Source organism: Micromonospora okii (assembly GCF_020884795.1).
Taxonomy (GTDB): Bacteria; Actinomycetota; Actinomycetes; order Mycobacteriales; family Micromonosporaceae; genus Micromonospora; species Micromonospora okii.
The window spans coordinates 63,160-76,564 of sequence record NZ_BBZF01000024.1 but is presented as its reverse complement, the minus strand read 5'-3'; the positions used below and the strand labels follow the sequence as shown (position 1 = coordinate 76,564).

Here is a 13,405-nt window from a genome sequence, read left to right as displayed (position 1 = left end):
GTCGCGCCCACCCGGGATCGCCCGGTCCTTATCGGTTGACCGGAGGCGGGTCGGGCAGCACGTGCCGGCGGAAGACCGGGCGCGCCGTCGGCGTGGTGGTGGCGGTGGCGGTGGTGCGGGCGGCTGCCGCGCCGGTGATCCAGGAGCTGGGCTCCTGGACGGTGTACAGCCGCAGCCTGCCGGCAGAGGTGCGGGCGAGGTAGGCCACGTTCGCGCCGTTGGCGTTGACGAAGCTGAACGCGGTCGGGTCGGTGGCGTAGGTCTCGAACGCGTCCTGGGCCGGGATCCAGTCGCCCCAGGTGCCGCTGCCCTGGGCCGTCTCGGCGGCGTAGTGGATGTAGCCGTCGGTGCCGCGCACGTAGATCCCGATCCGGCCGCTGACCGGGCTCAGCAGCGCGCTCGGCGCACCCGCCGGGGTGATCGCGGTGCCGCCGACCTGCGTCCACGTCCCGGTGAAGGTGCCGTCGACACGACGTTCCGTGACCGCGACCCGGCCAGCGGCGTTGCGGGCGAAGATGCGCAGCCGGTAGCCCGGCATCACCACCACGGCCGGGGTTCCGGTGAAGCCACTACCGCCGAGGCTGGTCCAGGCACCCAGCGCGCCGTTGGCGTACCGGGCCGCCCGCAGCGTCCCGGCGCTGTCGGCGACGATCACCAGGGCGCTCGCGTCGGCCAGCGGCACCGCCACCGGCGTGCCCGTCAACCCCTCGCCGCCGAGCTTGCGCCAGGCCAGCAGATCCGCGTTCACCGGGTCCTGCCAGCGGGCCCACAGCGCGCCCGCGGCGTCCACCGCGAACACCACCTCACGCTCGTCGGAGAGCCGCGCCACGGCGGGGCCGGCGGCCATCCGCCCACCCAGGTCGGCCCAGCCGCTCCAGCTCGGGCTGCCGGCGCTGGACTGGGTGCGGGTCCAGACGTCGCTGTTGATGTTGCGGGCCGTGACCCGGGCCAGGTTCTGGGTGGTCTCCGAGACTCCCGGGACACCGCTGAACGCCTCGTTGCCGGAGACCGCCGTCAGTTGCAGGGTGCTGAAGTTGTCCGGGCTCATCCGCCCGTGCAGCAGGCGGCCGATGTTGTCGCTGTGCGCGAGCTCGATGCTGTTCGAGCTGGCCTGCGCCACGCTCGCCGGGGCGTTCTGGGCCACCGGCACCGCCGGCCGGGCCGGAACGTGGGAGGCGGCCAACGTGCAGGCGTCGGTGATCAGCGCCACGTTGTTGAAGATGTTCCAGCCGCCGTCGACGATCCGCCGATGGATCGGCCAGGTGTTGTCGTCCTCGCGGTAGCGGTACTGCGACAGGGCCCCGTCGTTCTCGATGCCGAACAGGGTGTCCCCCCCGGGCGAGACGATGCCCCTGCCGAACATCTGCCAGCCGGCGCCGACCGGTCGCTCGTAGTCGATCCAGCGCTGGCTGTCCGCGTCGTAGCGGTACCGGAAGAGCCGCCCGTCGGTGGCGTGGCGGGCGTACAGCACACCCCGGCCGGCCGCGACGATGAGGTTGAACCGGCCCCAGCCGGTGTCGAGCAGCCGGTCCGAGAAGGCCCACTTGCCCGCCGCCTCGTCGTACCGGGAGGTGCGCAGCCTTCCCTGCGCGTCGACGGCGTAGAAGTCACCCCGCTCGTCGACGGTGATCTTGTCCCGGAACCCGGCGGTGGCGTACTGGGTGAAGCTGGTGCTGATCAGCTGACCGCCGGTGCCGTTGGTCATCTCCCAGCCGCTGCCGGTCCAGCGGTAGCGGTACAGGCCGCTGGCGTTGAAGCCGTAGATCCGGCCCCCCGGGCCGCCGATCACCCGGCCGAACATCTCCCAGCCCGTGCCCTCCCAGACGCGGTTCGACCAGGTGGAACTGGCACTGCCTGGCGAGTTGAGCGGATAACGCCAGTTCGTGCCGCCGGCGTCCGTGCCGAAGAACGACGTCTGGGCGACGCAGCTCATCGTGTCGGCGGCCTGCGCCGGTGTCGGCTGGACCACCGCCAGCAGCGCCGCGCCGAGCGCCGCGACCTGCCCGGTGGCCAGCCGGCCGCGCCATCGTGACCGATTCATCGCATACCTTCCCATGGGCTGGCGTCGCGGGTCACTGCCGGTTCCGCGAGGGAGCGGCGATCCGGTCGACGGTCAGCTGATCGATGTCGAGCAGTGGCATCACTGGTGTGCCGGTACCGGGTGGGCGCGGACCTGCCCGCGCCCACCCGGGGTGTCAGGCCGGCGGAGCCGGCAGGCTGTGCGCGGCGAAGACGCCGCGCGCGGCCGAGGTGGGAGCGGCGGCCCCGGCCCGTTCCGGCGCCGCGGTCGGGTTACGGCCCGCCGCGGCGAGGCCCGCGATGGGCTGCCGCTGGTAGATGCGGCTGGCGTTGTTGGCGTTGCGGAACAGGATCAGCCAGGTCTGCCCCGCGCTGTTGGTCACCGGCACGATCGTCGGATCCGTCGCCGCGGTCTCGACCAGGTCCGGGATCGCGGCGGACCACGCACCGAACACACCCGACCCCTGCGCCGTCTCCCAGGAGAGCGTGACCTCGCCCGAGGTGCTGCGAGTCACCACCGCCGTGCGGCCCAGCACCGGGTCCAGCACCGCCGCCGGCACGCCCGCCGACTTGTACGAGCCCAGCGACGTCCAGGCCGCCGGGAACGTCCCCGCCGCGTCCTGGTACTTCGTGGCGATCGTGCCGTCGAGGAGCCGCACGAAGACCCGCGCCCGGTAGCCGGGGTACACCACCACCGAGGGAAGGTCGGTGCCGCTGCCGCCGAGGTTCGTCCAGGCGGAGAGGGTGTCCTCGGTGTACTCCGCCGTCAGCACCGCGCCGGCGCTCGTGCGCAGGAACAGTCGCACGCCGGTACGCGTCGCCACGACGACCGGGGCGCCGACGAAGTTCTGGTCGGTCAGGGCCCGCCAACCCGGGATGGTGCCGGTCTGCTGGTAGACCCACAGATTGCCGTCGACGTCGACGGCGAACACGGCCATCACCCCGGACGGCAGGCGGGTCACCGCCGGAGCCGCGGCCATCGAACCGCCGAAGTCCGCCCAGGCACCCCACGTCGCCGAGCCGACCGCCGTCTGGGTGCGCGTCCACACGTCCGAGTCCGAGTAGCGGGCCGCCACCTCGACCCGGCCGTCGCCCAGCAGGCCCAGCGAGGGCCGGCCGGAGAACGCCTCGTTGCCCGAGAGCACGGTCCACTGCACCGAACCGAAGTTGTCCACGTCGGTCTGGTGCCCGACGAGCACCCGGCCGATGTTGTCCGTGTACGCGTACTCGACCATCCCCAGCGCCGCGCCCGCCACCGGGCCGGCCTGCACACCCACCGACGCCGCGAACGACTCCACCGACGCCGACGGGATCGGGTCGGTGAAGAAGCCCTGGACGTCGACGACGAGGCGGACGGCCCCGCCCGACGTGTTGCGCACCCGGACGTGACCGTTGACGCCGGGCCGGACGACCACCAGGCCGGCCGTGGTCACCGTGCGCGCGTGCACCTGGGCGACGTCGGGTTCGGTGTCACCGGTCGGCCACACCTTGACGCCGCCGGCGACGGACGAGCGGTCGACGGTCACGTTGAGGACCACTCCGGCCACCCCCCGGGTCGGCAGGCCGAGCCTGCCGGCCACCTGCACGTCGACCGAGCCGCCGTTGGCGATCGTGCCTCCGCTGTCGTAGAGCCGGGTCGCCGCGAGGTGACGGAAGCCGGCCCCCTGGCTGCTGTCGCCGGTGGTGTAGCCGTACGGCGCGACGATCAGGTCGACGGCAGCGCCGCTCCTGTTGGTGAACGTGACCTGACCGGCAGCGGAGAGCGGCAGCGACACGGTGTGCGAGTGGCGCCCGGTCTTCTCGAAGTTCAGCGCCGAGTGCGCCGGCGCGGCGGCGCCGGCCGGCGCTGCCCCGAGCCAGCCGGGCGCGGTCACGTTGGCCGCGACCACGTTGGCCAGCACGGCGGTCGCGGTCGTCGGAATCACGCCGCCGGTCAGCGTCACGGTGCGGGTGCCCATCGCGGGGATCTTCGCCCTGGTCGTCCCCGTGCCGTCCGTGGTGTCGACCAGCTTGTTCTGCGAGACCGGGACGAACCCACCACCGCCGCCGGGGACGGAGCGGAAGTAGCCCTGCGCGGTGGCGACGATGTGGGTGGTGCCGACCTGGTTGTACACGGCGATCCGCCCGTTGCTGCCCGGACGGACCACCGCGGTGTTGGAGACCTGCTCGCCCGGGAGGACGTTGAGCATCGAGACCGCGTTCGGGGTGGTGCCGTCCGGGTAAGCCCGAAGGAAGGTGTTGGCGGTGTTTTCCGTCGTCACCAACCGCAACAGGACGGCGCTCACCCCCGAGGAGGGGATGCCGCCGACGCCCAGGGCCGGGAACGTCACCACGCCGTCGGCCCCGACCACGCCGGTGCGCCCCCCGGTTCCGGTGCGGGTGTCCAGCAGCGCGGCGCCGTTGGGCAGCGGCACGTAGTCGCCGCCCAGCCCGGCCGCGTCCGCCGAGGCCGGCGACGGGCGTGAGACCGCCACGCCCGACGCCGCCATCAGCAGCGCCAGCACGGCCAGCAGCCGCACCGTCCGCATCCTGTGTCTGCCTTCGGTCAACACTTCACTTCCCTATGTCTTGTCGTTGTCGTACGGGTGGCGTCGAGACGGAGGCGTCAGAAACCGGGCGGCACCCAGAGATCGGTCGCGGTCTCGAGGAGGTCCTTGGCCTGTCCGACGACACCTTCGGGTAGCGACGCGCGTCCGCTGCGCTCCTCCAGCACCCGCTTCAGTTCCTCCATGCGGTCGTCGTTCTGCCGCTGCTGGGTTCCCCTGCGCAGCTCGGAGAAGCTGTCGTCCAGCTTGGAGCTGCCGCAGTCGCACCTGCCCGGGGGCCTGGTGCCGGTCGTCGACTCGGGCAGGGCGGACGGGCCGTGGACCGGGCATCCGGCGTCGGTGTTGTGCACCAGCAGGTCCAGCGTCCCGGCGAGCACGTAGAACGTGTGCGTCGTGTCGACGGTGAGGTTGTAGACCCGCTCCCGCTCGGTCCGTTCCCGGGTGGCCAGCACGGTCCCGGTGCCCCCGGTGGAGGTGCGCAGCCGCTCGCCGCCGGCCAGGTCGCCGGCTTCGACCCAGGTGTTCCGCTCGGCCGACCAGAACGGGTGGCCCTCGGTGGCGGTGACCGTGGCGGTCGCGGTGCCGCTCGCGCCGTCGACGTCCACCTCGATGTCGACCAGTTCCTTACGACCCTCACCGACGATGACGGCGGTGACCGCGAAGGCGCCGGCGCGGCCGGTGGCGGGGTCGGTGGAGAACACCTTCTCCCCCACCCTGACCTTGCTGATCGGCTTGGTCGTGCCGTCGCCCATCCGGACCAGCGTGTCGCCGGTGAAGCTGTTGCTCGTGGCGCAGGAGGCGACGTCGGCGGCGTCGTCCGCCCGCCTGGCGGTCGGCAGTCGGGAGCCGCCGCGCACGGCGTCGGCGACGTCGTCGCCGTACCGGGCGGCCAGCCGCGCCCCGCGCGCCGCCCGCACCGCGCCGGCGCCGGCACCACCGAGGGCGAGACCGGCGACGGTCGCCGCCGTCCACGCGCACGCCTCGAGGTCGCCCTTGGAGACGCAGTTGACCAGGTCGGTGACGCCGACGGCCTCGGCGGCGAAGCTCAGCGCGTCCTTCACGTAGGGCATCGCCGACTGGGCGAAGTCCGCCACCGCATCGGTCGCCTTGGAGACCTCCTCGACGACCGCGCCGGCCGCCTGGACCGCCGCCTGGTAGAGGACCTTGGTCGCCTGGACGGTGTCGTTGACCACGTCCCGGACGGTGGCGACCACCGCGGCCGGGATGTGCGCCGCCGCCGACACCACCGTCTTGATGGCCGACACGACCGGCTTGAGCGCGGCGGCCACGGCCTTGATCGGGTTGTGCTTGGCGACGTACTCGATGGCCCGGCGGGCGGCTGCGGTGACCTGCCGCTTCGCCTCGTGGATCACCCGACGGACCTGCTCGGCCTTCTGCTTCGCCCAGGCGACCCCGGCGGAGACGGCGCCCTTCACCGCCCGGTAGGCGCGGGACATCTTGTTGCCGACCCAGGCCGCAGCCGATTTGATCTTTTGGCCGACCCAACTCACCGCGGCGCGGGCCTTGTTGTAGAGCCATCTGGCGCCGCTGGATATCGCGCTGGCCACTCTTCTGACCGCCGATCCGACCCAGCTCGCCGCCGCCTTGACCCCGGCCCAGGCGGCACTGGCGACCCGCTTCACCCCGGACCAGGCGGCACTGGCCACCCGCTTCACCCCGGACCAGGTGGCGGAGGCCGTCCGCTTCACCCCGTTCCAGGCATTGGAGGCCGTCCGCTTGACCTTGTTGGCCACCGCCTTGCACCAGCCGCAGGAGGGCCAGTACCCGTCCGGGTCGATGTGCGCCAGCGGGTCGCCCGCCGCGTAGGTGTACCGGTTGGCCAGGATCGCGTCGCCGGAGCTGTAGTTGACGCTGTCGCGGGAGATGAACCCGCCGGTGCCGGGCTCGTACCAGCGGGCGCCCATGTCCACCTGGCCGGTGGTCGGATCGGTCCAGTCGCCCTGGAAGCCCAGGTCACCGGTGTCACCCTCGGCGGCGACCACCTGGCCGAACGGGTCGTACGCCTTCGAGGCGGCGAGATCGGTCATGGCGGTGTCGGTGGGGTCGATGCCGCCCACCACGTCGCCGTGCCCGTCGGTGAGGGCCAGCAGCTTCTCGTTGCCGGCGCCGACGGCGAGCACCTCACCGTCCGGCCCCCGGGAGTAGCGGCCCGTGCCGTCGCTGACCACGTTGTCGGCCCGGCCCGCGTAGCCGAACGAGGTGCCGCTCCGGGTCGCGACCCGGTCCAGCGCGTCGTAGGCGTAGGCCACGCTGCCGGCCGTGGTGAGCCGGTCGAACGCGTCGAAGGAGTACCGCTCGGTCAGCCCGGAGCTGGTCCGCGAGGCGAGCGTGCCCCGGGCGCTGTAGGTGTAGGTGTAGTCCGAGTCGGAGAGCAGCCGATTGCGCTCGTCGTAGCTGGCCGTCTTCGCGCCGGCCCGGATCCGGTTGCCCGAGGCGTCCCAGGCGTACGCGACCGTGCCCTTCGGCCCGGTCCACGAGGTCAGGCGCCCGGCCAGGTCGTACGCGTACGTGTGCTTGCCCGCCCCGGCCGTTCCGGCCGTCGTCTTGCCGGTGAGCTTGTCGTCGAGGTTGTAGGTGTAGCTGACCGAGCTGACCGACTGCCCCGCCGCGTTGCGGGTCACGTCGCTGGTCACCCGGGCCAGGTCGTCGTAGCCGAAGGTGCGGACCCGGCCGGCGCCGTAGTCGATGCGCGTCGGCTGCCCGGAGGCGTCGTACGCGTAGCTCTGGGTGACGCCGGTGACGCCGTCGCGGGCGGAGGCCAGCCGCTGCCCGGTGTAGGTGTAGGTGGCGGTCCCGGACTCGTCGGTCTGGCTGGTCAGCAGGCTGTCGGCGTCGTACTGGAAGCTGGCGGTGCCCGCCCGGCCGGACGCGCCGAGCATGTTGCCCCGGTCGTCGTAGCTGTACGTGTCGGCGCCCACCGGCGCGGCGGCCCGCACCAGCCGGCCGGCCAGGTCGTAGCCGAGGGTCCGCTCCGGGCTGCCGGCACCGCTTCCGGTCTCGCCGGTCAGCCGGCCCGCCGCGTCGTAGCTGCGGAGCCGGCCCACCCCACCGGGTGCGGTGAGCCGGGTCGGCTGCCCGGCGATGTTGTACGCCAGCGTCCAGGTGCGGTCGGCCGCGTTGGGGTGGGCGGCGGTGGCCGGCTCGATCTGCGACTCCAGCAGGCCCCACGTGTTGTACGTGGAGATGGTGCGGTTGCCCCGACCGTCGGTGTAGCGGGTGGGGTTGCCGGCGGCGTCGTAGCCGAAGCTGGTGGTGATCGAGGAAGTCGCCGTGACCGGTTCCACCTGCCGCGACAGACGGCCGAGCGGGTCGTACTCGTAGGTGGTGGCCACCCCGCTCGGCTTGACCGACGAGGTGAGGTTGCCGGCGGCGTCGTAGTCGTAGGTCTGCGTGCGCAGGATCGTGCCGTCCGGCGCCACGTCCGACTCGGCGGTGATCAGCCCGAGCAGGTCGTAGTCGACCCGCTCGGTGCGGCCCAGCGCGTCGCTGACGCGCACCTGCCGGCCGGCGTAGTCGTAGCCGTAGTGCGTGGCCACCCCGGCGGGGTCGACCACCCGGGTGAGCTGACCGCGCCCGTCGAAGGTGTTGGTGGTCGTGCCACCGCCGGGCGACACGACCGACGTGACGTTGCCGGCGTCGTCGTAGCGGTACCGCGTGGTCAGCGTGCGGGCGGTCGGGTACCGCTCCAGCGTCGTCGCGGTCACCTGCCGGTCGAGGTCGTCGTAGGTCGCCTCCTTCCGGTTGCCGGTGGGGCCGGTGGCGGAGAGCAGCTCACCGGTGCGGGTGTAGGTGTAGCGGGTCACCGCCCGGTCCGTGTTGCCGGTCGGTTCGTCCCGGCTGACCAGCCGACCCAACTGGTCGTACTGGTAGCGGGTGGCGTTGCCCCGGGCGTCGACGGTCTCGACGACGTTGCCCCCCGGGTCGTAGCGGGTCGTCGTGGTGGGGCTCAGCGTGCTCACCCCGGCGGGCGGCGCGTACGTCGGCGCGGTGCTGCCGACCTGGCGGCCCAACCGGTTGTAGGTGTGGCTGGTGACGTTGCCCCGGGCGTCGGTCGTGTGCACCGTCTCGTCGAAGGTGTTGTAGCCGGTGACGGTGGTCGGGGTGACCGTGCTCGGCGTGCCGCCGTTCTCCTCGGCGGCGACCGCCGGCGCGACGACCCTGGTCTGGCGGCCCAGCTCGTCGTTCTGGTAGCGGATCGTCCGGCCGAGCGGGTCGGTGGCGGCGGTGAGCAGCCCGCGCTGGTCGTAGGTGCTGGTGGTGACCCGGGTGACCGTGCCCGCGACGACCGTCTGGCGGATCACGTTGCCGCTAACGTCGTAGGCGTAGTCGACCTGCTCCGGCGTGGCGGAGAGGGTCCACGGCACGTTGGAGGGGCGGCCGGTGCGGGTCGTCCGGGTGACGTTGCCCATCGCGTCGTAGGTGTAGGAGGTGGTCAGGGCTGAGGCGCCGGGGTTGACCACGATGGTGGCCACGTTGCCGGCCGGGTTGTACGTCTGCTGGGTGACGGAGGTGCCGTTGCCGGCGGTCTGCCGGGTGCGGTTGCCCGCGCCGTCGTACGTGTTCTCCTCCACCACGTAGTCGCGCTTGCTGCCGTCCGGGTTGCGGAAGTTCTTCAGCACGAGCCGGTGCAACTGGTCGTCGGCGTAGTACTGGTACTCCAGCCGCCGCCCCATCGCGTCGGTGTCACTGGCCAGCCGGCCGGCGTGGTCGTACGTGTAGGTGTGCAGCACCAGGTAGTCGCCGGTGCTCGGGCCCTCGTCGCCCGCGTACGCGCGCAGCCGGACCTCGGCCAGCTCGTTGCGCGCCGTGTAGGCGTAGTCGTACCGGTTGCCGTTCGCGTCCACGATCATGGTCTCGTTGCCGAACCGGTCGTAGTTCTTGACCGCCTCGTTGCCCTCCGCGTCCGTGGTCTTGACCGGCCGGTTGGCCTGGTCGTACTCCCACGTGCTGACCCGGGTCTCGTCGTCGCCGCGCACGTCGTCGACCTCGACCCGGACGACGTTGCCGTCCACGTCGTAGCTGGTCGTCGAGCGCTTCTGGTGCGCCTGGCCGGTCACCGCGTCGGTGGTGGCCGGCTCGATGGTGCCGACCAGCCGCGACGACGCGTCGTAGGTGTAGCTGGTGACCACGCCGGCCGGGTAGGTGTCGGAGACCGCCGTGGCGGTCAGCTTCCGGCCCAGCGCGTCGTAGGTGTGGGTCGTGGCCAGCCCGGACGGCTCGGTGACCCGGTAGAGGTCGCCGTTCTGGTAGTACGCGTAGCGGGTGACCTTGCCGAGCGCGTCGGTCGTCGTCAGCAGCAGGCCGGCCGGCACGGTGCCGCCGCCGTACGCGGCCTCACCGCCGGTGGTGTAGGTGTGCCGCACGGTGCCGCCGCCCGGGTTCACCTGCGTCGCCAGCTCACCGAACGGGGTGTAGGTGTAGCTGGTCCGGTAGGTGTTGTCGGTGGCGCTGGCCGAGCGTCCGTCCCGGGACTCGGTCGGCAGGTCGTTGCGCGGGTCGAACGGGTCGGTCACCGTCGCCGGATAGGTCGTGTAGGCGGTGTGGCAGACGCCGGAGGTGCGGCAGGTCTGCTTGGAGGTGACGTTGCCGCGCTCGTCGTGCGTCATCCGCACGGCGTCGCCGTTCTCGTTCGTGACCACGGTCTGGTTGCCGCGCTCGTCGTACTCGAACGTGCGGATCGCCATGCCGTCCAGCGGGTGCCGCACGAACACCGGCCCGCCCGCGTCGCCCGGGATGATGGTGCAGAACGACGGGTCACCCGGATCGGGCTTCGAGCACACCTGGGTCGGCGGCGGTGGCGGTGGTGGCGTGGGCGAGGCGGGGCGGTCCTCCTCGCGGGTCTCCAGGCCCAGGGGCGTGCCCGAACGCAGCAACCGCGCGGTGAGCGCGTCGTACTCGTACAGGTGCGGGCGGTTGGCCGGGTCGAGCACCTGCACGCTGCGGCGCAGGTCGGTGTCGCCGCCGTAGACCAGCGGCGCCCCGATGGTCCACTGGCCGCCGTTGCGGTCGGTGTGCTTCGTGACCCGGTCGAGCGCCGTGTCGTAGCCGAACTGCGCCGCGACCTTGCCGCTCGGCAGCGTCACCGAGGTCAACTGCTGGGCGGCGGTGGCGTACCGGTAGTGCGCGGTGACCGCCGCCTGGCCCAGCGGGTGGGAGTAGACGGCCACCTCGTCGATGACGCCGGCGAAGTACCGGCGGGACGTGCTGCCCCACGCCGGCCAGGACGCCGGGGTGCTCGCGTACGCGGCGCCGACCTGGTTGAAGGTGAGCAGCGAGTGCTCGGCCGTCGCGCCGGTACGCTCGGCGACCTTGACGCCGTCCACGTAGAGCGTCTGCACCGCGCCCATCGCCGAGAGCACCGCGTGGTGCCAGCGCCCGTCGTTGACGACGCCCGTCGAGGTCAGCGGCGCGATCGAGGGGCCACCGAACTGGCCGCGCAGCTTGCCGTCGGTGCCCACGTAGAGCACCGGCACGCCGGTGGTGGAGGTGGCGGCGAGTTCCTTGTCCTGGTAGCCCAGCAGCGGGCCGCCGCCACCGGTGGTGCTGCCCTTGAACCACAGCTCGACGGCGGTGTCGCGGGCCTTCTTCACCGCGCCCTTGGGCAGGTCGACGTAGGAGGAGGTGCCGTTGAAGGTCGCCGCGGTGTTGCCGGTGCCGGCCAACGCGCCCGCCGTGCCGAGCGTGACGCCCTTGTGGACGGCGGCGTCCTTGCCCACGTTGACGGCCACCTCGCTGCCGGCGGCGGTGCCCTGCGCCTCGCCGAGACGCCAGTAGGACTCCGGCTTCGAGTCGAGCACCGCCGTGCGGTAGTGCGAGCCGGCCGCGTAGCCGTACCGGGTGCAGGCGTTGCCGGGGGCGCAGGCCGAGACGAGCTGGTCGCCGCTGTAGGTGTAGGTCCACGTGGGCGCCGCGCCGTTGACGGCGTCCGCGGCGACGCTGGTCACGTGCGCGCCGGTCCAGGTGAAGGTGAGCGAGCGGCCGGCCGTGTTGGTCTGGCTGTTGGCGACCCGCACGCGGGCCAGCTTGCCGTCGGTGGTGTTGTAGGTGAGCACGATCGACCGCAGGGCCGCATCGGTGATCTTGTTGAGCCGGCCGGCGGCGGAGAACTGGTAGGTCACCCGCGACTTGTCGACCAGCGTCCATCCGGTGCTGTTCGAGGTCAGCGACGCGGTGCGGCCGGCCGGGGCGGCGAAGGTGCCGTCGGGGTTGCGGCCGAAGCGCACCTGCTGCCCGTCGGGGTAGGTGACGAGCACGTTGCCGGAGCCGTCCGAGTCGGCGACGACGCGCATGTCGTAGCGGGTCGTCCAGCCGGCGCCGAACGCGCCGTCCGCTCGCGGGTCGAGGCTGTTGTAGGTGCGCAGCAGGTTCAGCTCCGGGCCGACGGTGGTGACCGTGGCGTCCAGCGCGGTGGTGGAGACGTTGCCCGTCTGGGCGTCGAACTCACGGTCGCCCGCCGCCGTCTTGGCGCCCGCGATGCGCGAGGTGATCTCCGGCTGGGGCACGGCGGTGAGCAACGTCGAGGTCGGCGACGAGACCTCGTTGCCGGCGTCCTTGACGATCACCCGCCACTGGTAGGTCTTGCTCCAGAACAGCCGGCCGGCCGGCACCGCCCAGGCGGTACTGGGCTGGAAGCCGGAGTCGAAGCACCCGGTGGTGCCGCCGGACGCGGTCCGCTCGCACACCTCGAACTTGTAGGACAGCGTCAGCCCCGGGGGCGCGTCGATGTCCACCGCGCGGGCCCACAGCTGCGGGGCCAGGGTCTGCGCGGAGTAGCCGTTCGGCGGGTACAGCTCCTGCACGACCGGCGGGATGTCGGTGACCTCGAGCACCATCCGGGCGGGTGGCACCTGGTGGTCGGTGAAGACCGCGCCGCCGGTACGCACCATCGTGAAGTCGAGGAGGTACCGCCCCGGGGGCATGGCCTTGATGGTGGCGTCGAGGGTCACGGTGGCGCCACGGGCCACCGGGGCGGTCAGGTTGGCCGAGCGCTGCTGCCCGACCGCCGCGCCGGTCTCCGCGTTGTACGCCCGGTAGGCCAGGTAGTAGTCCCCCACCCCCCACGCCTCGGCGCTGCGGTTGGTGACGGTGACGGCGACCCGGCCGTCCTGGTTCTGCAGCACCGGCGGGTTCGGCACCGGCTTCGGGATCGAGTACGAGGCGTTGTACGGGCTGTGCGTCACGTACAGCTTCGGCGGGTTGGCCGTCGCCGGGCCGGTGAACAGCTTGCCGCTGAGCGGGTCGGAGGAGGCCCGCAGCGACAGGCCGTGGTTCGGCTGCTCCCCGTTGACCCACCGCTGCACCAGCTCGGCGCCGGCGCCGCCCAGGTTGAACGCCTCGGCCTCGATCGGGCAGTCCGACTCGCTCTCGCCGAACGCGACGTAGCCGTACGCGAACGAGCTGCTGGCCAGCGCCGCGCCGACGGCCGGACCGGGGAAGGAGTAGCCGGCGCCGGCCGACCACCCGGCAGTCACCGGGTGCACCGTGACCTCCCGCGGCCGGCAGGAGTCGGAGTCGTAGTTGACGACCTGGAGCTGCGCGCCGTAGATGGTGTGGTAACGCAGCCGGTCCACCAGGCCGCCGAACCTGACGTACGAGGCGGCGTTGACGCCGTCCACCGTGCCGACCCGCAGTTCGCTGCTGCCCGAGGCGGAGCGGGACCCGTGCACGTACATGGCCGAGTCGGCGGCGCCCTCCGCGACCGGCAACTCGATGGTCGGGTCCACCCGCACCGGGTAGACCCGGGCCGGGTCGCGCAGCCAGCCGTCGTCGACGGAGAGCCGCAGGGTGGGCTTGCCGCCGACGGTAAGGAGCTGGTAGCT

Annotated in this window: 3 protein-coding genes; all 3 read right to left on the bottom strand. The window is 72.6% G+C overall.

Annotated elements, in window-relative coordinates:
• Positions 1-28: 28 nt before the first annotated feature.
• On the bottom strand, positions 29-2,041 hold the full coding sequence (locus tag LPU43_RS23455; RefSeq protein WP_229402677.1) for a tachylectin-related carbohydrate-binding protein: 2,013 nt from the start codon (positions 2,039-2,041) through the stop codon (positions 29-31).
• 154 nt (positions 2,042-2,195) lie between these two features.
• Positions 2,196-4,547, bottom strand: a complete 2,352-nt coding sequence (locus LPU43_RS23450; RefSeq protein WP_229402676.1) for a DUF8189 domain-containing protein — start codon at positions 4,545-4,547, stop codon at positions 2,196-2,198.
• 77 nt (positions 4,548-4,624) lie between these two features.
• Positions 4,625-13,405: polymorphic toxin-type HINT domain-containing protein (locus LPU43_RS23445; protein WP_229402675.1), on the bottom strand; the 8,781-nt coding region annotated here is incomplete at its 5' end.